The sequence below is a fragment of the Thioalkalivibrio sp. K90mix genome, assembly GCF_000025545.1.
Lineage (GTDB): Bacteria > Pseudomonadota > Gammaproteobacteria > Ectothiorhodospirales > Ectothiorhodospiraceae > Thioalkalivibrio.
This window is the reverse complement of record NC_013889.1, coordinates 1,002,470-1,025,534: the sequence shown is the minus strand read 5'-3', so window position 1 is coordinate 1,025,534 and position 23,065 is coordinate 1,002,470. Positions and strand designations below refer to the sequence as shown.

The following is a 23,065-nucleotide window of genomic DNA, read 5'->3' as shown; positions in this document are numbered from 1 at the left end:
ACCCCTTGGGCATGGGCGGCGCAACCGCCCCGTTTTGAATCCGTCCACCCAGGAGAACATCGCCATGCCGACCAAGAGCCTAAGCGACCCGTTTGACGCCAATTCGGACCTGCGCCACGACAGCGCTTGCCGCCACGGCCACCACGGCCCAGGTCAGTGCAGCTGCTTCGACACGGCCGACCCCAACCTCGAACGCCGAATGGACAACGGCGAATTCGCCACGACCGAGCCGCACCATGCGGAGCACAAGGCCCAGGACACGCTGGACGAAGAGGCCCTGATCGACCGCGCGGTCGAGAGCGCGGTAGTGCGCGGCATGTTCGGCCACAACGAGATCAATCGTCGGCGTTTCCTGCAGATGCTGGGTGGCGGCACCCTGGCCGCGGCGCTGGGTTCGGTCATGCCGCTGGACAAGGTCAAGGCCGCGATCAAGGACGGCGGTCCGCTGGAGAAGACCAAGCTGCGGATCGGTTTCGTGCCGATTACCTGCGCCACGCCGATCATCATGGCCCACCCGATGGGCTTCTACGAGCGCTATGGCCTGGATGTCGACGTGATCAACACGGCGGGCTGGGCGGTCGCGCGCGACATGTCCCTCTCGGGCGAATACGACGCCTCGCACATGCTCTCGCCAATGCCGCTGTCGATGACGCTGGGCACCAGCTCGTCCAGCCGCGAGCACTTCATCATGCCGGCGATCGAGAACATCAACGGCCAGGCGATCACCCTGCACAACAAGCACAAGGACAAGCGCGATCCCAAGGACTGGAAGGGCTTCCGCTTTGCGGTCCCGTTCGAGTACTCGATGCACAACTTCCTGCTGCGCTACCTGGTCGCGGAACACGGCCTGGACCCGGATCAGGACATCAGCATCCGCGTGATCCCGCCGCCGGAGATGGTGGCCAACCTGCGCGCCGAGAACATCGATGGCTACCTGGCCCCCGACCCGTTCAACCAGCGCGCGGTCTGGGACGAGATCGGCTTCATTCACATGCTGACCAAGGAGATCTGGGACGGGCACCCCTGCTGCGCCTTCGCCTGTTCGGCCGCCTGGGCCGAGGAACACCCGAACACCTTCGGGGCGTTGTTCCGCTCGCTGATCGAGGCCACGCAGTACTCCTCCGACATCGAGAACCGGGCCGAGATCGCCGAGGCCATCTCCCCCCGTGCCTATCTCAATCAGCCGCAATCGGTGGTCGAGCAGGTCCTGACCGGACGCTACGCCGATGGCCTGGGCGAGGTGAAGGAAGACCCGCACCGGATCGATTTCGACCCGTTCCCCTGGCATTCGATGGCGACCTGGATCCTCACGCAGATGAAGCGCTGGGGCTATGTCAGCCGCGACTTCGACTACAACCAGCTCGCCGAGGATGTCTTCCTCGCCAGCGAGTGTGCCGAAGTGATGACCGAGCTCGGCTACGAGCCGCCGAGTGACACCTACAAGAACTTCGAGATCATGGGGAAGGTGTTCGACTACACCGACCCGGAAGGCTATCTCGACAGCTTCGAAATCCGCAGGAGCTAAGCCATGTTGAGCAATCTCAACTTTCGCGCCGGGGTTCTTTCGGTTGTGATCCTGCTGTTCTTCCTGGGCGTGTGGCAGATGGCCACCGCCCCGGAGGTACTGATGGTCCAGGAGGAAGAACTCAGCGAGTACGAAATGCTGACCGGGGGCGGCGGGCAACGCGGCTCCAGCGGCATCCCCGCACCGTCCGAGGTGATCAGCCACGCCGTTTCCGAGCTGAGCAACCCCTTCTACGATGCCGGCCCGAACGACAAGGGCATCGGCATCCAGCTGGGGTACTCGATCTATCGCGTGCTGCTGGGCTTCTTCCTGGCCGCGCTGATCGCCATCCCGTTCGGCTTCGTGATCGGCATGTCGCCCCTTCTGAACAAGGCCTTTGACCCGTTCATCCAGGTGCTCAAGCCCATATCCCCTCTGGCCTGGATGCCGCTGGCCCTGTTCGTGATCCGTGACTCGAACATCTCGGCGATCTTCGTGATCTTCATCTGTTCGATCTGGCCCATGCTGGTGAACACGGCCTACGGCGTCGCATCGGTGCGCAATGACTGGCTGAACGTGGCCAAGACCCACGAGCTGTCCAAGGTGCGCACGGCGTTCACCGTGATCCTGCCCGCCGCGGCCCCGACCATCCTGACCGGGATGCGCATCTCCATCGGCATCGCCTGGCTGGTGATTGTGGCCGCCGAGATGCTCGTGGGCGGCACCGGCATTGGCTACTACATCTGGAACCAGTGGAACAACCTTGACCTGGCCAGCGTGATCTTCGCGATCGTGATGATCGGCATCATCGGTTTTCTGCTGGATCTCAGCCTCGCCCAGGCCACCAAACTCGTGCGCTACGCCGACTGACGTCGGCGCAGCCCAACCAGGAGTACAACCATGAGCAAGGGCTTCCTCGAAATCGAGAATCTGAGCCAACGCTTTCCGCAGCCCGACTCGGACGACCTGATGACGGTCTTCGAGGGGGTGGATCTGGATATTCAGAAAGGCGAGTTCGTCTGTCTGATCGGCCACTCCGGCTGCGGCAAGTCCACCATCCTCAACGTGCTCGCCGGCCTGGCCTCGCCCACCGACGGCAACGTGATCATGGACAACAAGGAGATCAAGGGTCCGAGCCTGGACCAGGGCGTGATCTTCCAGAACCACAGCCTGCTGCCCTGGCTGTCGGCGCGTGACAACGTGATGTTCGCGGTGCGCGCCCGCTGGCCCAACTGGAGCAAGCAGAAGCGTCTGGACCATGCCGAGAAGTATCTGAAGATGGTCGGGCTGGATCACGCGATGGACCGCAAGCCATCACAGCTCTCCGGCGGCATGCGCCAGCGCGTCGGCATCGCACGCGCCTTTGCGATCGAGCCGAAGCTGCTGCTGATGGACGAGCCGTTCGGGGCGCTGGATGCCCTGACCCGCGGCGTGATCCAGGAGGAGCTACTGAAGATCTGGCAGGAGACCCACCAGACGGTATTCATGATCACGCATGACGTCGACGAGGCCATCCTGCTGGCCGACCGCGTGCTGCTGATGACCAACGGCCCGCACGCCAAGGTCGCGGAGTCGGTGAAGGTCGACATCCCGCGTCCCCGCGAACGCGCCACGCTCCACCAGCACGAGCACTACTACAAGATCCGCAATCACCTAGTGGACTTCCTCGTGCACCGCGCGAAGGACATGTCCCTGGAGGCCCAGCAGGAAGCCGCGCAGGGCGCGGACCCGCGTCACAAGCCGCGTCACGTGAATCCCGCGAAACCCGCGGAATCCGCACCGGAACAGGAACGGCCCGCGATCCGGGCCGTGTGAACACCATTAATCCACCAATACGACCAAGAGGACTTACCCGATGAGTCTCAGCAAGACCGCCATGACCACCACCATCCTCGAGGCAAAGGAGAACCGCGACACCACCTGGGCCGCGATCGCCGAGGCCACCGGCCTCCACGAGGTTTATGTGACCTCCGCCTGCTATGGGATGAACCACCTCGAGGCAGACCAGGCCGAAAGGCTCGCAAGTTTTCTCGGCCTCGGGCCCGAGGTCGCCCAGGCGCTGCAGGCCTTCCCGCACAAGCACTGGGACAAGACCATCCCGACCGACCCGGTGATCTACCGCTTCTACGAAGCCATCAATGTCTACGGCGACACCATGAAGGCGCTGATCCACGAGAAGTTCGGCGACGGCATCATGAGCGCGATCGACTTCACCATGGACATCGACAAGGTCGAGGACCCGAAGGGCGACCGCGTCAAGATCACCTGGAACGGGAAATTCCTGCCCTACAAGAGTTGGTAGCGCCCCTGCGCCTAGCCACAAACGAAAAAAGGCCTGCAAACGCAGGCCTTTTTTCTGGGAATGTGGTGGAGCGGAGGAGGATCGAACTCCCGACCTTCGCATTGCGAACGCGACGCTCTCCCAGCTGAGCTACCGCCCCAATCAAGGCGCGCATTCTAGCAACTCCCGACGAGCGCGGGAAGAGACAGACGCGTGATCGCTGCCGGGCGCCCTTGCCCGGGCTGACCAAGCGACGTTACTAATCCCATCCCGCGTTTCTGCACGGGCCCGGAATCGGGTGGAAAACGCGATGCCTAGCACCTTTTTCAGCCGTTGCGCGACCACAGGTGCCATTTTCGTGGTGCAGGTCACGTCAAACACGCTTAGACTTGATCTAGCCTTAACGTATGTTAGAAATACGTCGGAAATCCGTCGTAGCTACCGTCTCTCCAAGGAGGCGTCTCTGCCGCATGGTCTGCCGAGACATTCACAACTTTCAGTTGCAGTCAGATCCCGCATGAGTCTCTCTGTCCGCATATTGGGCGCCAGCGGCGGCATCGGCCCCAACCGCCGCACGACATCGATCCTGATCGACGAAGATATCCTGATCGACGCCGGTAGTGGGGTCGGCGACCTGACTCTGGGCGAATTACAAAAAATCCGTCACGTATTTCTGACCCATTCGCACCTCGACCACATCGGTTTTCTGCCGATGCTCGCGGACATGGTGTATTCATCGAACGCGCCCCCCATCCAGATCCACGCGCTACCGCCCACCTTGAAGGCCCTGCGCGAGCATGTGTTCAACTGGGTCATCTGGCCCGACTTCACCTGTCTCCCGTCCCCCGAGCAACCACTGCTGCAGTTTCGACCGATCCGGCCCGATCAGCAGGTGTCCATCGGATTGCGCGAGGTTCATACCCTGCCCGCCTTGCACACGGTGCCCGCCATTGGCTATGGCGTGATGCACAACGACGGTGTGGGCTTTGCCTTCACCGGGGACACTTCGTCGTCCGAGGCCCTGTGGGAGGCCTTGAACGCGCTGCCCTATCTGGATCTGCTGATGATCGAGTCAGGGCTGCCGGACGAAATGGACGGCATGGCCGATCTCGCCAAGCATTACACCCCGCACCGCCTCGCGGATGACTTGGATGCGCTCCGTCACCAGCCACGGATCGCCATCACGCACCTGAAACCCGGGCACGAACGGGCCATCCGCCAGCAACTCCAGCAGTCGCGGCATGCCAGCCGTATGGTCCTGCTCGAGGGCTCCGAGCGGTTCGAACTGCACGCCCAGAACAGGGCTCTCAAGGCCGGGTAGGGCCTCAGGCTCGACGCATTCCTGCATCGGGCCGCTCCCCCCGCCGTCACACAGCTGTAACATCCCTGTTATCTAATGCAGGGCATCCTGAACTCGGGAATGGGTCATGGCTGTGAAGATTCTGCTGGTCGAGGATGACACCGCAATCCGCGAAATGCTCCAGCTGCCGCTGCACAAGGCCGGATACGCGGTGCGAGAGGCTGGCGATGTTCGCGCTGCCAAAGGCCTGCTGCTGGAAGACCCACCCGATCTGATCCTGCTCGACTGGATGCTGCCGGATACCAGCGGCCTCGACTGGGCGCGCACGCTGAAGGCCAGCCCGATCACCAAGGACATCCCGATCATTATGCTGACTGCCCGCGGCGAAGAAGAAGACCGCGTCCGCGGGCTGGACGTGGGTACCGACGACTACGTGACCAAACCGTTCTCGCCGCGCGAACTGGTTGCCCGCATCAAGGCGGTACTGCGGCGTACCGCCCCGATCACCAGCGAAGAACCAGTGGAGGTCGAGGGTCTGCGCCTGGACCCGGTCTCGCACCGCGTGAGCGGCCACGGAGAGGCGCTATCGATGGGCCCGACCGAATACAACCTCCTGCACTTCTTCATGACCCACCAGGACCGCGTATTCACCCGCGGCCAGCTGCTCGACCAGGTATGGGGCACCAATGTGTACGTCGAGGAACGCACCGTGGATGTACACATCCGGCGCCTGCGCAAGGCACTGGCGCTGACCGGGCACGACCACCTCGTGCAAACCGTACGCGGATCGGGGTACCGTTTCTCCCAGACTCCCTGATCGCGGCCGACACCGCGACCTCCAATCACCCCACTCGGTCGTCCGATGCAATCACGCAACCCCTGGCCCGGCGTCATCGCGGGCACCCTGCTGGTCGGTGTCCCGATCGCGCTGCTCGGCTGGAGCATGGGGCAATTCTGGGCCACGATCGCGTTCCTGCTGGGAGCGGCCCTGTTCTGGAACCTGTCGCATCTGTTGCTGCTGGAGCGCTGGCTGCGCCAGGGCGGGCGCAGCGAACCACCGGACGTGCGTGGGCTGTGGGGGCTGGCCTTCGATCATCTCTACCGCCGCCGCCGGCGCCACGAACATCGTGTGCACCGGCTGCGCCAGTACCTCGAGCGCTATCGCGACTCGGCCCGGGCGATGCCGGACGCGGTCGTGGTTCTGAATGACGATCTGCGCATCGAATGGCTGAACGAGATGGCCACGCAACTGCTGGGGCTGAACTGGCCGGACGACGAGGGCCAGCGCATCACCCACCTGCTGCGCAACCCGGCATTCATCGCATTCATGGAGAGCGCGCGCACCACACCGGGCAGCGTGACCACGGCCTCCCCGCTCCACGACGACCAGCAGCTGGAGTTTCGCCTGGTGCCCTACGGCGATGCACAGTTCCTGCTGCTGGCGCGGGACACCACGCATCTGCACCGACTGGAAGTGATGCGGCGCGACTTCATTGCGAACGTCTCGCACGAATTGCGCACGCCGCTGACCGTGCTCTACGGCGTTGTCGAGACGCTGGAGGACGAACTGGCCGATCAGCCCGACAAGGCCAGGTCGGTGAAACTGCTGCGGGAGCAGTCCGAACGCATGAAGCTGCTGGTCGACGACCTGCTGACCCTCTCCCGCCTGGAAACCGGCAGCCCGAAGGGCCCGCCACAATGGGTCGATGTCGGCGCCATGCTGGAAACGCTGAAAGATGAGGCCGAACTGCTCTCCGGCGACCAGCACCACCGGATCGAGATCCACGCCCGGGCCGGGCTCGAATTGCGAGGCGCCGAGAACGAACTGCGCTCGGCCTTCGCCAACCTGCTGTTCAATGCGGTCAAGTACACCCCGGCCGGGACCCGCATCGAGCTCCGCTGGCAATCCGACGCGGACGGGGCTCGCCTGAGCGTGATCGACGAGGGCCCGGGGATTGCCCGCCACCACCTCCACCGCCTGACCGAACGCTTCTACCGCGTAGATGCCGGCCGCGACCAGCGCCGCGGCGGGACCGGGCTCGGACTGGCCATCGTCAAGCATGTACTCGCGCGCCACGGCGGACATCTGGAGATCGACAGCCAGGTCGGTCGCGGCACGCGCTTCACCTGCCTGTTCCCGCTGTCGATTACCCGCATCGAACCCACCGAGTCCGCCAAAAACTGACGCCATGCGATGTCACACGGCTGTCACACACCCGTCACAGGAGCGTCAACCCGGCTGCGCATAATTCCCCACCAAGGTCGCTTGAAGCGTCCTTGCAAGAATTCCATTCAAGGGGAGATTCCCATGTTGTTGAAGCGCAGCCTTCTGGCCCTGGCCACCGCCACTGCAATGGCCATTACGCCGTTTACCGCCTCTGCCGAAGTCGATGCCGACATCCCGGCCTATGAGGCGGTCTCCGGGATTTCCGGCAACCTGTCGAGCATCGGCTCCGACACCCTGAACAACCTGATGACGCTGTGGGCCGAGGAGTTCCAGAACTTCTACCCGAACGTCAACGTCCAGATCCAGGGCGCCGGCACCTCGACCGCACCGCCCGCCCTGACCGAGGGCACCGCCGACTTCGGCCCGATGTCGCGCATGCCGCGTGACAGTGAACACGCCGAGTTCGAACAGCGCCATGGCTACGAGATGACGGCCGTGCCGGTCGCGATCGACACCATCGCCGTGTACGTGAACCGCGACAACCCGATCGAGGGCCTGACCATCGAACAGGTCGATGCGATCTTCTCCTCCACCCGTCGCTGCGGTGGTGCCGAGGACATCACCCGCTGGGGCCAGGTCGGCCTCGACGGCTCCTGGGAAAATCGCGACATTACGCTGTACAGCCGTAATGCCGTCTCCGGGACTTACGGCTTCTTTCGCCAGCACGCCCTGTGCGACGGCGACTTCAAGGATGCCATCAACGAACAGCCCGGCTCCGCCTCGGTGGTCCAGGGTGTCTCCGAGTCCCTGAACGGCATTGGCTACTCCGGTATCGGCTACATGACCTCCGGCGTGCGCGCTGTCCCGCTGGGCGAGAATGAGGGCGAGTACTACGAGCCGACTGCGGACAACGCCTCCTCCGGCGACTACCCGCTGGCCCGCTTCCTGTACGTGATGGTCAACAAGCACCCGGAAGACGGCCTGACCCCGCGCGCGGCCGAGTTCCTGAGGATGGTGCTGTCGAAGGAAGGTCAGGAAGTCGTGGTGCGTGACGGGTTCATCCCGCTGCCGGCCGCCGTGGCCGAACGCGAGCGCAAGAACCTCGGTCTGGAATAATCCCGGTCCCGCTCAGGCCATCTCCGGATGGCCCGAACCGGATCCCTCGCGGGGTCCGGTTTTTTGTGCGCACTCCATACGGGCAGACCGATCGACCCGCAATAAAGCGTTCAACCGTCCGTCACATGGCTGTCACGTCTCTGTCATGAAGCGGCCGTAGCATGCCGGCCAGTTGCACCTTACACCCGCCGCATCAGGGGACCCTGAATGTCCAGCCTATCCGCCACCTCGACGCTCGGCCGCTTCCAGCGCTGGCGTCGCACCAAGGACCGCACCGCCCGTTACACCATCGGCTTTTTCGGTGTGGCCGTGATTGGTGCCCTGACCCTGATGTTCGTGTATCTCGCCAGCGAAACGCTGCCGATGTTCCAGGGGGCGACTCTGGAACCACGCACCGAGTACGCGGCTCCCGGCGGTGCCGACACGCAGACCATCCATCTCGCGGTGAACCGCCATCGCGAGATGGCGGTGCGCCTCACCGAAGACCGACGCGCCCTCTTCTTCCGCCCCTACAGCGGCGACATCGTGAAAGAAGAGTCGCTACCGATCCCGGAGGATGTGCAGGTCACGAGCTTCAGTGCCGCCGAGCCGCGCACGCGCCTGGTGGCCGCGGGCCTGGACAACGGGCAGGTACTGGCCATCGAGTACGAATACAACGAGCGTTTCAGTCCCGAAGGCCGTCTGTACGACCCGGGCCTGGTGTACCCCCTGGGGGACGAGGACTCCGCGCTGCTGGACGTGGACGACGACGGCCGCGCGATCTCGGTGGTTGGGATACAGCGCGGCTCCAGCGGCATCCGCGTCGCAGCCGCAACACAAGACGGCGATCTGAAGCTGGTGCGCTTCGAGAAACGCACCTCGATGATGACGGGCGAGACCGAAGTGCGACGATCGGCCTACGACCTGCCCTCGCTCCCGGATGGCGCGACGCCGACCCGCATTCTGCTGGATATCACCGGCCGCCACATGCTGGTCGGCGACGACCAGGGGCAGCTGCACTTCTTCGACATCAATAACCCCTCACGCGCCAGCCTGGTCGACAGCAAGCGCGTGATCCGCGGCGATGATGCCGAGGTAACCTCGCTGGAGTATCTGCTGGGCACGGTCTCCATCATCGTCGGGGGCTCCGACGGCACGGTCTCCCAGTACATGCTGGTACGCGACGACGACAACGTGAACCGCATCACCCGGGTGCGCGACTTTCCCTCGCACGCCGGCGCGATCCGCAACATCCAGCCGGAATACATCCGCAAGGGCTTCCTGACCGCCGACGATCAGGGCGAGGTGAAGATTCACTATTCCACCTCGCAGCGGACCCTGATCGAACGCCAGATCACCGACCAGCCACTGCACCGGGTGTATGTCGACCCGCGCAACCGCCTGCTGATCGGAATCGACGATCACGAGACCTGGCATCTGCAGGATCTGTCGAACCCGCACCCGGAGGTCTCCTTCCACGTGCTGTGGCAGAAGGTCTGGTACGAGGGACGCTCCGGGACCGACTACGTCTGGCAGTCGTCCTCCGCCACCGACGAGTTCGAGCCGAAATTCTCGCTGGTGCCGCTGACCATCGGCACCATCAAGGCCGCCTTCTACGCGATGCTGTTCGCCACGCCACTGGCGATCATGGGGGCGATCTACAGCGCCTATTTCATGTCACGGCGCATGCGCAGCATCACCAAGCCCTCGATCGAACTGATGGAGGCTCTGCCGACGGTCATCCTCGGCTTCCTCGCCGGGCTGTGGCTGGCCCCGTTCATCGAGGCCAACCTGCCGGCGATCGCCAGCATCCTGATCCTGATGCCGCTGGGCATGCTGGCCGCCGCGTTCCTGTGGACACGGGTGCTTCCGGAGAACCTGCGCAACCTCGTGCCCGCCGGCTGGGAGGCCGCGATCCTGATCCCCGTGATCCTGGCGATCGGCGGGTTCTCCGTCTCCATGAGCCCGCTGATCGAGGTCTGGATGTTCGGTGGCGATGCCCGCCAGTGGCTGACCGATCACGGCATCACCTACGACCAGCGCAATGCGCTCGTGATCGGTATCGCGATGGGCTTCGCGGTCATCCCGACGATCTACTCGATCTCCGAGGACGCGGTGTTCAACGTGCCCAAGCACCTGACGCAGGGCTCGCTGGCCCTGGGCGCGACCCCGTGGCAAACGGTGGTGCGCGTGGTGCTGCTGACCGCCAGCCCCGGCATTTTCTCGGCGGTGATGATCGGCTTCGGCCGCGCGGTGGGCGAGACCATGATCGTACTGATGGCGACCGGCAACTCGCCGGTGGTCAACTTCAACATCTTCGAGGGCATGCGCACGCTCTCCGCGAACATCGCGGTGGAGATGCCGGAGGCCGCCGTCGGCAGCACCCACTTCCGCATCCTGTTCCTGGCCGCCCTGGTCCTGTTCGCGCTGACCTTTGCGGTAAACACGGTCGCCGAGATCGTGCGCCAGCGCCTGCGCCAGAAATACAGCTCCCTTTGAGGCATAAGCGATGAATCGTTGGTTCAAATCCGGCACCCCGTGGATCTGGCTGAATGCCGGAGCAGTCGCTGCCTCGCTGGTGATGGTCTTCGGCCTGATTCTGATGATCGCCGTGAACGGCCTGTCCTTCTTCTGGCCCTCGGAGGTCATCGAGTTCGAATACCAGACGGAGCAGGACTCCGAGCCCCGGCGCGTCATGGGTGAGCTGCAACGCTCGGAGACCATGACCGCCCAGGCCATGCGCGACGCTGGATTCACCGTGCCGGAAGGCCAGGACATCGTCGTCCGCCACCTGATCAAGCGCGGCAATCGCGACCTCGACAGCCGCGACTTCCAGTGGTACCTGGACGACTTCATGTCCGAATGGGAACGCCCGCGCGACGTGGTGGTGCTGGAGCGTCTGCAATGGGGCGATTTCTACGGCTACATCCGCGAATATCAGGAAGACGGCGAAACCGTCGCCGAGGGGGAACAGGCGCGCACCGCGTTCGAGGAACGCATGCCGCAGACCCGCGAACTGGTCCAGCAGATCGAACGCATCGAGCGCATCGAGATCGGCCGGGTCAACTTCGACCTCGAGCGCCTGCGCATCGCCCAGCGCGGTGTCGAGCGGGCCGACGAACTGTCGCTGGAAGAACGCGGCCAGCGCCAGGAAGAGCTGGACGCCGAACGCGCGGAGCTGGACGCGCGCTACGCCGAGCTGGAGGCCGAGCGCAACGCCCTGCGTGACGAACTGGGCCGCTTTGCGATCGTGCTGGAAGCCGCCGACGGGCAAGAGGCGACGATCCCGCTCTCGCGCATCGTGAACGCCTGGTGGCCAAACGACATGAGCGTGCCGGCCAAGCTGCGCCACTATGTCGTCGCCTTCTGGGACTTCATGACCGGGTACCCGCGCGAGGCGAACACCGAGGGCGGCATCCTGCCGGCGATCTTCGGCACCGTGCTGATGGTCATTCTGATGTCCATCGTGGTGACCCCGTTCGGCGTGCTCGCTGCGATCTACCTGCGCGAATACGCCAAGCAGGGCCCGCTGGTGCGCACGATCCGCATCTCGGTCAACAACCTCGCGGGTGTGCCGTCGATCGTATTCGGGGTGTTCGGTCTGGGTTTCTTCGTCTACCTGATCGGCGGCAACATCGACCAGATCTTCTTCCGTGATGCCCTGCCCTCGCCAACCTTCGGCTCGCCCGCGATCATCTGGGCCTCGTTGACGCTCGCGCTACTGACCCTGCCGGTGGTGATCGTCTCCACCGAGGAAGGCCTGACCCGCATCGGTGCCAGTATCCGCCACGGCTCGCTGGCGCTGGGCGCGACCAAGGCCGAGACCCTGTGGCGCCTGATCGTGCCGCTGTCGGCGCCGGCGATGATGACCGGGCTGATCCTCGCGGTCGCTCGGGCGGCCGGCGAAGTGGCCCCCCTGATGCTGGTGGGCGTGGTCAAGCTCGCCCCGACCCTGCCGCTGGATGGCAACTTCCCCTATCTGCATCTGGACCGGGCGTTCATGCACCTGGGCTTCCATATCTTCGACGTCGGTTTCCAGAGCCCGAACGTCGAGGCTGGCCGCCCGCTGGTCTACGCGACCGCCCTGGTGCTGGTGATGCTGATCATCGTGCTCAACCTGACCGCGATCTCGATCCGCAACTACCTGCGCGAGAAGTACCGCGCCGACAGTGACTGAGACACGACATGCATAACCTCTCTCGCACACATCGTCATTGCGAGGCCCCCAAGGGGCCGCGGCAATTGCCCGACGCGGCCCCGGACATCCGCCGGACCCAGCCCCCGAGCCTGCCACGGAGATCGCCACGCGCCTGCGGCGCTCGCGAGGACGGGATGCGTCGAACCCTGTTCCCCATGGAGTACCCGAAATGAGTGACACCGCTACCCACGCCGTCAGCGTGACGCAAGGCGACCGACCCGACCGCGGCCTGCGGCTCTCCAGCGAGGAGATCTGTCTGACCGCCGAGGACCTGAAGCTGTTCTACGGCGAGGATCAGGCCCTGAAGGGCATCGACATCCAGATCCCGAAGAACCGGATCACGGCGTTCATCGGCCCCTCCGGCTGCGGGAAATCGACGTTCCTGCGCTGCTTCAACCGCATGAACGACCTGATCGATGCCGCCCGCATCGAGGGGACGATCCGGCTCGACGGCGACGACATCTACGACAAGACCGTGGACGTGCCGGAGCTGCGCCGCCGCGTCGGCATGGTGTTCCAGAAGCCGAATCCGTTCCCGAAGTCCATCTACGAGAATGTCGCCTACGGCCTGCGCCTGCAGGGCGTGAAGAATCGCCGACGTCTGGACGAGGTGGTAGAAAAGTCACTGAAGCGTGCCGCGCTGTGGGACGAGGTCAAGGACCGCCTGCACGAGAACGCCTTCGGCCTGTCCGGCGGCCAGCAGCAGCGCCTGGTGATCGCCCGCGCGATCGCGATCGACCCCGAAGTCCTGTTGCTGGACGAGCCCTGCTCCGCGCTGGACCCGCTGGCCACGCTGAAGATCGAGGAGCTGATGATCGAACTGAAGAAGGACTACACGCTGGTCATCGTCACCCACAACATGCAGCAGGCCGCGCGCGTGTCCGACTACACCGCCTTCATGTACATGGGCGAGCTGATCGAATACGCCGACACCGACACCCTGTTCACCTCGCCTGCCAAGAAGCAGACCGAGGACTACATCACCGGCCGTTTCGGTTAGGCCATTTCGGATCAGGAGTCCGGATCATGGACAAGAGCTTTTTCAAACAGCACATCTCCCAGCAGTTCAATGCCGAGCTGGAGGACATCATCAAGAAGGTGATGACCATGGGAGGCCTGGTCGAGCAACAGCTCGGCGATGCGGTAACCGCGATGGTCGAGGGCGACACCGCGCTGGCGGAAACCGTGATGACCTCCGACTACAAGGTCAACGCGCTCGAGGTCGAGATCGACGAGGAATGCACCCACATCCTCGCCCGTCGCCAGCCCACGGCCTCCGACCTGCGTCTGGTGATCGCGGTGATCAAGACCATCACCGACCTGGAACGCATGGGCGACGAGGCCGAGCGTGTGGGCCGTATGGGTCTGCAACTGCTGGATTCCGATCGCCGCGAGGCACCGATGGACGAGATCGCGAAGATGGGCCAGCTCGTGCGCGAGATGACGCGCGGCGTGCTCGATGCCTTCGCACGCATGGACACCGAGCAGGCGGTGCGAGTCGCACAGCAGGACATCCAGATCGACAGCCTCTACGAGGCCATCACGCACAAGCTGATGAAACAGATGACTGCCTCCCCCGATGCGGTGCCCCGCCTGATGGACATCGTCTGGGCGACCCGCTCGCTGGAGCGGATCGGCGATCGCGCGCGCAACATCTGCGAGTACGTGGTGTATTTCGTAAAGGGCAAGAACGTCCGCCACACCAGTTACGACCAGATGGCAGCCGAAGCCACGGGGGATCGTCACTAGGAGGCGACAAACCCGGCCGAGTAGACAACCACCCGGCGATCAGGCTCAAAATAGGGCTCAGCACATTCATACCCGGACCCTGCGACCCGATGCCGCGTTTCATCTCGACGTTGTTTGCCCTGGCCGGCCTGACCCTGTTCGCGGCGGTTGGAGACGTGTGGGGGGCGGATGACGTCGAAGAGGCCGCACCCTCTTTCGAGGTGAAGGCACTGTTCGAGAAGGACGAACTCCCCGATGGCGTCGCATTCGAGATTGTCGAGAATGACCGCGCGGCCCTGAGCGCGCTGCTGCCCGAGATCCAAGCGAATATCCGAGTGCTGCGCCAGCGCGCTCCGGACCTGCCGATCGCGGTCGTCACCCACGGGGCGGAGCAGTTCACCCTCACCCGTGCCCAGGCCGCGGCACATGGCTCGCTCCACGCCGAGATCGAGTCACTGGTGATGGATGACGGCGTCAACGTCGTGGTCTGCGGGACCTTTGCCGGCTGGCGCGATCTCGAGCCCGATGCATTCCCCGAACATGTCGAGGTGGCCACTGCCGCACCGGACCGACTGGAGGACCTGAAGGCAGCAGGCTATACCGTGATTCGCCTGCGACCGTCCCTACTGGATGCCCCGGCGGAAGACCCGTGGGAGTTCGACTTCGGCCAGCCGTGACGTGCCACGCCCGATGCGGGCTCTGTCACCCGCCGGGGGGCTTGTGGCATCCTTTCGCGCATGCGATTTCTGATCCGATGGTTTTTTCGCGGCGTACGCCTGATCCTCACCCCGTTCATGCTGATTGGCGAGCGTCTGTCGCGACCGCGCGGCATCGAGCGCGACCCCGCCGACCAGGCCCGCGTTGACGAACAGACGCGCCACCTCGCGCTGTACCATTTCCCGGCCTGCCCGTTCTGCATCCGGGCCCGCCGTACCATGCAGCGGCTGTCGCTGGACATCGAGTTGCGCAATGCCCAGGCGGCCGGCCCGCACCGCGAGGCGCTGCAGACCGAGGGCGGCAAGCTGCAAGTGCCCTGCCTGCGCATTGAGGAACCGGACGGCCAGGTACGCTGGCTGTACGAGTCGGAGGCGATCGGCGAATACCTGCGTGAGCGCTTCGACCCGAACCGTCCGGATGGGCGCTCCGGAGATGCCGCGGTGTCCGGGGACTCCCACGCCTGACCACGACACCTGAAGAACAGGCCACCGACTCGGGCCTGACGGCACAGCGCGGTATAAAATTGGGGCTCCATACCCGAGGAACCCCCTGGATGGCTGCCCTGAACCGCCCTCGAAGACTGCCCCGTCTGTTCATTCTTCCGGCCGCGGCCCTGCTGCTCGGCTCGCTGCTTGGTGGAGCCTCTGCCCAGGCATTTGAACCCCTGTTCGATGCCCACCTGCACTACCGCGACCGGCAGATGGAACACTTCCCGCCAGAGGCTGTTGCACGCACGCTCGAAGAGAATTCGATTCAGTCCGCGATCATCATGGCCCCGCGCTCGAAACTGATCGAAGCGCTGGAACCGAAGGTGGGTACGCGCATCGTCCCGTTTCTCGAGATCTCCCAGCGCCTGGGGCGCAAGATGGACTGGATGTACGAGGACGGCCTGCGGGAACAGGTCGAGGCCATCCTCGACCGAAGCCCAGTCCAGTGGCGCGGGATCGGGGAATTGCACATCCAGGCCGATGACCGCTTCGCCCCCGGCTTCGAGGATCTGCTGGCATTGGCGGTCGAGCGCGATCTGTGGATCGTGATCCATGGCGATCCCGCCGTGATCGACCATGCCTACGCCGTCCAGCCCGAGGTACGCATCCTCTGGGCGCACGCCGGTTCCTATGCCTACCCGCCCCTGGTGCGTGACTACCTGGACCGGCACCCGAACATGGTCATGGATGTCTCCATGCGCAACCCGCGCATCAATCCCGGCGGCATCATCGACGCCGACTGGTTCGAGCTGTTCCTCGACTATCCGGACCGGTTCCTGATCGGCAATGACACCTTCAGCCTCGCCCGCTGGGAGCACTTTACCGTGCTGAAGGACAGCACCCGAGCCTGGCTCCAGCAGATGCCACCCAACGTACAGCGCATGATCGCCCGAGAAAACGGCGAGCGCCTGTTTCCGCCCGTCGAGAGTCCGTAGCCCGACCACAAAAAAGCCCGGGACCGTCTCCGGACCCGGGCTTGGCATCAACTGGCTCGGGGTTTATACCTTGAATTGCGCCACCCGCTGCTGCTGCTCGGACGCCAGCTTGGACAGCTCCTCCGAGGCATTGCGGATCTGTTCCGATCCAGCCGCGGTCTGATCCAGCACCTCGGTCACGTTGGCGACGTTGCGGTTGATCTCCTCGGCCACCGTGGACTGCTCCTCGGCGGCACTGGCGATCTGCGTGTTCATGTCGCTGATGCGCGTCACGGACTGGGTGATCGCCGTCAGCGATTCGCCCGCCAGGTTGACCTGCTCCACGCTCTGGTGCGCCTTGGAACGACCATCTTCCATCGCCTGCACCGCCTCGCGGGTACCGCTTTGCACGCGCTCGATCATCTGCTGGATCTCGTGGGTCGAATCCTGCGTGCGGCTGGCCAGGGTACGCACCTCGTCGGCGACCACCGCGAACCCGCGGCCCTGTTCACCCGCTCGCGCGGCCTCGATCGCCGCGTTCAGCGCCAGCAGGTTGGTCTGATCAGCGATATCGCCGATGACTTCCAGGACCTTGTTGATCTCCTCGGCATCCTGCGACAGGCGGCTGACCACCTCGGCGGCACCATCGACCTGCTGCGACAGCGCGTTGATCGCGGCCACGGTGCGTTGCACGACCTGCTGCCCCTCGGTGGCATCCTGGTCGGTGTTCTGTGCCGCGGCGGCGGCATCCGCCGCGTTGCGGGCCACCTCCTGCACCGTGGCCGTCATCTCGTTCATGGCCGTGGCAACCTGATCGATCTCCGACTTCTGTCGCCGTACCTGCTCGTTGGTTTGCTCGCTGGTGGCGGACAGCTCGTTCGCGGCCGCGGCGACCTGATCGCCCCCGGCCGCGACCGTGGAGACGAGACCACGGATCTTCTTGACGAAGTTGTTGAACGCCTCGGCCAGCTCGCCGAGTTCGTTCTTGCCAGAGACCTCCAGCGTACGGGTCAGATCGCCCTCGCCACCCGCGATATCGTTCAGGCGTGCGACCGTACGGTTCAGCGGACGAACAATGCTTCGGGTCAGGAGCCAGGCCAGGAGGGCGCCCAGCGCCACGGCCACCACGCCGACCGCGACCACGGTACCGGTTGCGTTGCGCGCCATCGCTACATACGCGCTGCGGTCCACCATCACCTCGAGTACACCTACTGCATCACCGGAGAAGTCCGTGACTGGACGCGCGACCACGGCCATCGGGTTACCTTCGTAGGTCACGTTGCGCACCAGTTCTTCGCCCTCCATGACCTCGCGCATTTCGGCATCGCTGAAGGTCGGGTCGCCGCTGATCGTGCCGCGGAAACGGCTGAACGAACGGCCATCGCGCAGATAAAGCGCGACCGGTGAATTCGTATCCGCAGTAAACTCCTCGAAGAAGGAGTCGCCGAACGAAAGACCGATCTCCACCGAACCGACGTGGTCGCCATTGTGTTCGATGGGCACAACCCCGCGAATGCCGAGACCCGCTACCCCTTCCTCAAGCCCCGAGATCGGGGTGCGCTTCTCGTTGGTGTCGACCACCGTCTGGCGGAACCCGGACAGGTCGTCGCCATAATTGTCGGGGGAGTGAACGCGCAGGAAGGAAGTCGCCGGCGGGGTATGGAACTGGTACTGATGCACGCCGTACTGCTCGCTGAGCGAGGCAAAACTCGGAACAGTCATCTCGGCCAGACGCTCGCGATCGCCCGTCGCCATCGCCTCCTGCACGTCGGGGATCTTCGCCACGGTCTCTGCCATTGCGGTCGCGCGCGCGGCTTCCTGGTCCAGACGACCGACAAGCTGCGCGGCCAGATCGGTCAGTTCGCGCTGTTCGGCACGATCGGCCATGGTGCCAAGGCTGTTCATCACGACCACAAGGGTCAGGATCACGGCCAGCAGCACCACCGTGATAATCCCGACCATCAGCCGGACTCCGATTCGGATGTTATCGAACATTTTGAAGACTCTCCCCAATAAGGCTTTGCGGGCCAGCGGCATCCTTGCTGCGGCATTTCATCGACGTTAGCGGCGGCGCAGCATAAAACTTGAGGGGCGTCACAGGAAGCCTGAAAGGCCGGGAGACGAACCTATCCCTGCATCAGGATGACCTCCGCCAGGGCGTAGACCGCAAGCGTAATCACGGCAATCGCCACCATGGAGAGCAGCGCCCCGCCACGGATCATGTCGATCACCCGCAGTCGATTGCTGGCGAACACGATCGCGTTTGGCGGGGTCGCGACCGGCAGCATGAAGGCCACTGAGGCCGCAAAGGCCACAGGGATCGCGAGGAGCACGACCGGGATCTCCATGTGCATCGCCAGCGCGGCCACCAGCGGCAGCAGCGTCGCAGCGGTGGCTGTGTTGCTGGTCACATGCGACAGCAACATGGTCACCACCACGGTCCCGGCAATAATCAGCAGCAGCGGCCATGTCTGGGCGGCACCCAGACCCTCGGCGGCCAGCTCCGCCAGGCCGCTCGCCTCGATGGCCGCGCCCAGGCTGAGGCCCCCGCCGACCAGCAGCAGCACCCCCCAGGGGAGCTCGCGCGTGTTGTCCCAGGCCAGCAGCCGGCGCTGGTCGGCTGCGCCCGAGGGCAGCAGGAACAACAGCCCGGCACCCAGGATGGCAATCCCGGCATCGGTCAGGTGAATCGGCAGGAGACCCTCCAGAAAGGGACGCGACAGCCAGGCCAGCGCCACCAGCAGGAAGACGCCGGCGACCCGGTATTCGGCCCGCGACCAGGCTCCGACCTCGGCACGCTGCTGGTCCATCATTGCCTGCAACCCCTGCAGGCGTACGCGATGGACCGGGAAGACCCAGCGCGTCAGCAGCCACCAGGCCAGCAGTAGCAACGCGGTGGCCAAAGGCAGGCCCAGCATCATCCACTGCACAAAACCGATCTCGATGCCATGCCGGTCGCCCAGATAGGCGGCGGTCAGCGCGTTCGGCGGCGAGCCGATGATCGTCGCCATGCCCCCGATGTTGGCGGCAAAGGCGATCCCCAGCAGTAGCGCCAGTGCGGGCCGGCGCGAATGGGTGCCGATCTCGTTACCCGCGATGTGCGTATCACGATCCATCAGCGCCAGAACGGACAGGGCAATCGGCAACATCAGCGCGGCAGTCGCGGTATTACTGACCCACATCGACAACCCTGCAGTGGCCAGCATGAACGCCCCCACCAGAAGATGCAGGCGGTCCCCCGCCCGGCTGACGATCGCGAGCGCAATCCGCTGGTGGAGCCCCCAGCGCTGCACCGCCAGCGCGATCGCAAAGCCGCCCATGAACAGGAAGATGATGGGATTGGCATAGGGCGCGGTCGCCGCGTCCATCGGCATCACGCCGAGCAGCGGCAACAGGGCAATCGGCAGTAGCGCCGTGACGGGTAGAGGCAAGGCCTCGGTAATCCACCAGGTCGCCATGAACAGGGTCAGCCCCAGCACCCACCAGGCCTCGCGTGCAACGCCTTCTGGCGGCGAGAAAAGCAGGAACGCGAGCATCAGGAGCGGGCCCAGGAAGAGCCCAATGCGCCCGCGCCAGGCATAGGCGCTGCGGGTGGGGCTCGCACCCGCCGCCGGAGAGTCGCCGTCCGATTGTTGATCGGCATCGGGTGCGGACATGCCGTGGCTCCTTCACAATTCCGCAAACGTTGGCTGAACGATAACCAAGCCGTGCCATCGGAAATTGCATCCCCCGGGCAACGTGACTATCGTTGACGGGTTTCCTGGCGCGGCCACCGATGGCCGGCCAGCCGCAGTCTCGCATGTTTTATTACAAGGAGTCTTTCATGGCCTACGAACTGCCCGATCTGCCCTATGCCAAGAACGCGCTGGAGCCGCACATCTCCGCCGAGACGCTGGAATACCATCACGACAAGCACCACGCGACCTACGTGACCAAGCTGAACGGCCTTCTGCCCGGCTCCGAGTTCGAGAATGCCTCGCTGGAGGACATCATCAAGAAGGCTCCGGCCGGCGGCATCTTCAACAACGGCGCCCAGGTCTGGAACCACACCTTCTACTTCAACTGCATGGGCCCGGACGCCGGTGGCGAACCGTCCGGCAAGGTGGCCGACGCGATCAACAGTGCCTTTGGCTCGTTTGATGGCTTCAAGGAGAAGTTCAACGAGGCCGCGGTCGGCAATTTCGGCTCCGGCTGGACCTGGCTGGTGCAAAATAGCGACGGCTCGGTGGAGATCGTAAACACCTCCAACGCCGCCAACCCGATGCGGGATGGCAAGACCCCGCTGCTGACCTGCGATGTCTGGGAACACGCCTACTACATCGACTACCGCAACGCGCGGCCGAAGTATCTGGAAAACTTCTGGAACGTGGTGAACTGGGATTTCGTCGCCCAGCAGATGAAATAAGTCGCGCAAACGCGATTGGGGGCCGCCCCAGTGCGGCACCCTGGGCAGAAGCCGGCGGCTCGCTCGCCGGCTTCTTCATTTGGGAGAGCTTTGCTAATGAGTGACGTCCTGCAGAATACCTATAGCCGGCTGCCGGTTGCCTTCGAACGGGGGGAAGGCGCCTGGCTCTGGGATACCGAGGGCAAACGCTACCTCGATGCCCTGTCCGGCATTGCGGTCTGCGGCCTTGGGCACGCCCACCCGAAAGTGGCACATGCGATCTGCGATCAGGCTCAGACGCTCGTCCATACCTCGAACCTGTTCCGCATTCCCCTACAGGAACAGCTCGCACGGCGTCTGTGCGCGCTCGCGCAGATGGACCAGGCTTTTTTCTGCAACTCCGGAGCCGAGGCCAACGAGGCAGCGATAAAGCTGGCCCGGCTGCATGCCCGCCGCCGCGGCATCGAGAAACCGAAGGTCATCGTGATGCACGGCAGCTTCCACGGGCGTACGCTCGCAACGCTGTCGGCCACCGGTAACGAAAAGATCCATGCCGGATTCGAACCCCTGGTCGAGGGCTTCGTGCACGTCCCCCATGGCGATGCCGAGGCCGTCGCGGCCCTGGGCAGCGACCCCGACGTGGTCGCCATCCTGGTCGAACCCATCACCGGTGAAGGCGGCATCCACGTACCCCCGCCCGGATACCTGCGGCGCCTGCGCGAACTGGCCGACCAGCACGACTGGCTGCTGATGCTGGACGAGATCCAGGCCGGGATCGGCCGCACCGGACACTGGTTTGCCTTCCAGCATGAAGGCATCACGCCCGATGTGATATCGCTCGCGAAGGGCCTGGGCAACGGCATCCCGATCGGGGCGAACCTGGTGGCCGGCCGTGCGTCCGGCCTGTTCACCCCGGGTACCCACGGCACCACCTTCGGTGGCAATCCCCTGGTCTGCCGGGCGGCCCTGGCCGTGCTGGACGTGATGCAGGACGAGGGCCTGTGCGAGGAAGCTGGACGACAAGGCGAGATCCTCCGCCGCCGCCTGGCCGACCGGCTCGAAGACAAACCGGGGGTCGTCGCCGTACGCGGACGCGGACTGATGATCGGCATCGAGCTGGATCGCCCGGCCGGGACACTGGTTCAGGCCGCCCTCGACGCAGGGCTGATTCTCAACGTGACTGCACAGCGCGTAGTCCGGCTGCTGCCGCCACTGATCGTGGACGACGCCCAGGTCGACCAGATCGCCAGCACTGTAGCCGATCTGGTCGACACCCTGCTCGCATCCGAAGATTCCCGGGAGGCCCAGGCATGAAACCCCGCCATTACCTGTCGTTCCACGACCTGTCCGCGGACGAGACACGCGCCCTGCTCGAACGTGCCGTCGAACTGAAGCGCCAGACCCACGCGGGCGAGCACCACGACGACATCCTGCGCGGCAAGACGCTGGGGATGATCTTCGAGAAGTCCTCCACGCGCACGCGGGTCTCGTTCGAGGTTGGCATGCAGCAACTGGGCGGCAACGCCCTGTTCCTGTCCCCGCGCGACACCCAGCTGGGCCGCGGCGAGCCGATCGAGGACACCGCCCGCGTCCTCTCGCGCATGGTGGACTGCGTGATGATCCGCACCTACGAACACGAGAAGATCGAACTGTTCGCCCAGCACTCCTCGGTCCCCGTGATCAATGGTCTGACCGACCGGGAACATCCCGCGCAGCTGCTGGCTGACCTGCAGACCTATCTTGAACACCGGGGCGACATCCGGGGCAAGCGCGTGGCCTGGATTGGCGACGGCAACAACATGTGCCACAGCTACATGTATGCCGCGCACCTGCTGGACTTCCAGCTGGTGGCGGCCTGCCCCGAGGGCTACGACCCGGAAGAGGACGTCGTGGGTGCCACGCGCGACCATTTCGAGCTCACCCGCGATGCGCGCGCGGCGGCCGAGGGTGCCGACCTCGTCGTCACCGACGTCTGGGCCAGCATGGGGCAGGAGCAGGAAAAGAGCGCCCGCCGCCGGGCCTTTGCCGGGTTCTTCGTGGACGCCGACCTGATGCGTCTGGCCAACGACGACGCCCTGTTCATGCACTGTCTGCCCGCACACCGCGAAGAAGAGGTCTCCACCGAAGTGCTCGAAGGCCCGCAAAGCGTGGTCTGGGACGAGGCGGAGAACCGGCTGCACGCGCAGAAGGCCCTGATGGAATTCCTGCTGACCCGCGGAGCCTGAGACCTTCGCCCGGCCTGTCACGAAACTGACATAATGCAGGCCTACACTCGGGACCCCACCCTTG

General features: G+C 64.6%; 20 protein-coding genes and 1 tRNA gene. 18 read left to right on the top strand and 3 right to left on the bottom strand.

The window, feature by feature from the left end; genetic code table 11:
- Positions 1 to 64 precede the first annotated feature (64 nt).
- Genes TK90_RS04850 through cynS form a run of 4 tightly spaced genes read left to right on the top strand, consistent with a single transcriptional unit; the run spans position 65 to position 3,806 of the window.
- Positions 65 to 1,525, top strand: a complete 1,461-nt coding sequence (locus tag TK90_RS04850) for an ABC transporter substrate-binding protein (RefSeq protein WP_012982374.1) — start codon at positions 65 to 67, stop codon at positions 1,523 to 1,525.
- Positions 1,526 to 1,528: 3 nt separating this feature from the next.
- A complete protein-coding gene (gene ntrB, locus TK90_RS04845; protein WP_012982373.1) occupies positions 1,529 to 2,374 on the top strand; it encodes a nitrate ABC transporter permease in 846 nt (281 codons plus the stop codon).
- A 30-nt stretch (positions 2,375 to 2,404) separates the two neighbouring features.
- Positions 2,405 to 3,319: an ABC transporter ATP-binding protein gene (locus tag TK90_RS04840; RefSeq protein ID WP_012982372.1), complete on the top strand. Its 915-nt coding sequence runs from the start codon at positions 2,405 to 2,407 to the stop codon at positions 3,317 to 3,319.
- A 40-nt stretch (positions 3,320 to 3,359) separates the two neighbouring features.
- Positions 3,360 to 3,806, top strand: a complete 447-nt coding sequence (cynS, locus tag TK90_RS04835; RefSeq protein WP_012982371.1) for a cyanase — start codon at positions 3,360 to 3,362, stop codon at positions 3,804 to 3,806.
- A 63-nt stretch (positions 3,807 to 3,869) separates the two neighbouring features.
- Here the strand turns inward: cynS and TK90_RS04830 are convergent.
- Positions 3,870 to 3,945, bottom strand: a tRNA-Ala gene (locus TK90_RS04830).
- A gap of 357 nt (positions 3,946 to 4,302) precedes the next feature.
- Between TK90_RS04830 and TK90_RS04825 the strand changes: the two genes are divergently transcribed.
- From TK90_RS04825 to TK90_RS04775, 11 genes are all read left to right on the top strand, one after another.
- Entirely contained in the window at positions 4,303 to 5,106 is an 804-nt protein-coding gene (locus TK90_RS04825; RefSeq protein ID WP_012982370.1) for an MBL fold metallo-hydrolase, read from the top strand.
- Positions 5,107 to 5,212: 106 nt separating this feature from the next.
- Positions 5,213 to 5,902 carry a phosphate regulon transcriptional regulator PhoB gene (phoB, locus tag TK90_RS04820; protein WP_012982369.1) on the top strand — a complete coding sequence of 230 codons (690 nt, stop codon included), beginning with the start codon at positions 5,213 to 5,215 and terminating at the stop codon, positions 5,900 to 5,902.
- Between the two features lie 45 nt (positions 5,903 to 5,947).
- Positions 5,948 to 7,270: a phosphate regulon sensor histidine kinase PhoR gene (gene phoR, locus TK90_RS04815; protein WP_012982368.1), complete on the top strand. Its 1,323-nt coding sequence runs from the start codon at positions 5,948 to 5,950 to the stop codon at positions 7,268 to 7,270.
- Between the two features lie 123 nt (positions 7,271 to 7,393).
- Entirely contained in the window at positions 7,394 to 8,368 is a 975-nt protein-coding gene (locus TK90_RS04810) for a PstS family phosphate ABC transporter substrate-binding protein (protein ID WP_012982367.1), read from the top strand.
- A 207-nt stretch (positions 8,369 to 8,575) separates the two neighbouring features.
- Positions 8,576 to 10,846, top strand: coding sequence for an ABC transporter permease subunit (locus tag TK90_RS04805; protein ID WP_012982366.1), 2,271 nt, complete (start codon positions 8,576 to 8,578; stop codon positions 10,844 to 10,846).
- A 10-nt stretch (positions 10,847 to 10,856) separates the two neighbouring features.
- Positions 10,857 to 12,524, top strand: a complete 1,668-nt coding sequence (pstA, locus tag TK90_RS04800; RefSeq protein WP_012982365.1) for a phosphate ABC transporter permease PstA — start codon at positions 10,857 to 10,859, stop codon at positions 12,522 to 12,524.
- A 190-nt stretch (positions 12,525 to 12,714) separates the two neighbouring features.
- A complete protein-coding gene (gene pstB / locus TK90_RS04795; protein ID WP_012982364.1) occupies positions 12,715 to 13,545 on the top strand; it encodes a phosphate ABC transporter ATP-binding protein PstB in 831 nt (276 codons plus the stop codon).
- Positions 13,546 to 13,571: 26 nt separating this feature from the next.
- Positions 13,572 to 14,294: a phosphate signaling complex protein PhoU gene (gene phoU / locus TK90_RS04790; RefSeq protein WP_012982363.1), complete on the top strand. Its 723-nt coding sequence runs from the start codon at positions 13,572 to 13,574 to the stop codon at positions 14,292 to 14,294.
- 89 nt (positions 14,295 to 14,383) lie between these two features.
- The gene (locus TK90_RS04785; protein WP_012982362.1) at positions 14,384 to 14,950 is read left to right on the top strand and encodes a DsrE family protein; all 567 of its coding nucleotides are present in this window, start codon (positions 14,384 to 14,386) and stop codon (positions 14,948 to 14,950) included.
- Positions 14,951 to 15,010: 60 nt separating this feature from the next.
- The gene (locus TK90_RS04780; protein ID WP_012982361.1) at positions 15,011 to 15,454 is read left to right on the top strand and encodes a glutathione S-transferase N-terminal domain-containing protein; all 444 of its coding nucleotides are present in this window, start codon (positions 15,011 to 15,013) and stop codon (positions 15,452 to 15,454) included.
- An 89-nt stretch (positions 15,455 to 15,543) separates the two neighbouring features.
- Entirely contained in the window at positions 15,544 to 16,413 is an 870-nt protein-coding gene (locus tag TK90_RS04775; protein ID WP_012982360.1) for an amidohydrolase 2, read from the top strand.
- Positions 16,414 to 16,476: 63 nt separating this feature from the next.
- Here the strand turns inward: TK90_RS04775 and TK90_RS04770 are convergent, their stop codons facing one another.
- Both TK90_RS04770 and TK90_RS04765 read right to left on the bottom strand, forming a co-directional pair.
- A complete protein-coding gene (locus TK90_RS04770) occupies positions 16,477 to 18,387 on the bottom strand; it encodes a methyl-accepting chemotaxis protein (RefSeq protein WP_012982359.1) in 1,911 nt (636 codons plus the stop codon).
- Between the two features lie 131 nt (positions 18,388 to 18,518).
- Positions 18,519 to 20,048, bottom strand: a complete 1,530-nt coding sequence (locus TK90_RS04765; protein WP_012982358.1) for a DASS family sodium-coupled anion symporter — start codon at positions 20,046 to 20,048, stop codon at positions 18,519 to 18,521.
- A 167-nt stretch (positions 20,049 to 20,215) separates the two neighbouring features.
- On the opposite strand from TK90_RS04765, the gene TK90_RS04760 reads away from it, so the two are divergent.
- The 3 genes from TK90_RS04760 (at position 20,216) to argF (ending at position 23,001) form a co-directional block, all read left to right on the top strand.
- Positions 20,216 to 20,797, top strand: a complete 582-nt coding sequence (locus TK90_RS04760; protein ID WP_012982357.1) for a superoxide dismutase — start codon at positions 20,216 to 20,218, stop codon at positions 20,795 to 20,797.
- 96 nt (positions 20,798 to 20,893) lie between these two features.
- Entirely contained in the window at positions 20,894 to 22,090 is a 1,197-nt protein-coding gene (locus TK90_RS04755; protein ID WP_012982356.1) for an acetylornithine transaminase, read from the top strand.
- Entirely contained in the window at positions 22,087 to 23,001 is a 915-nt protein-coding gene (argF, locus tag TK90_RS04750; protein ID WP_012982355.1) for an ornithine carbamoyltransferase, read from the top strand. Before TK90_RS04755 ends, argF begins: the two co-directional genes overlap by 4 nt.
- Positions 23,002 to 23,065 lie beyond the last annotated feature (64 nt).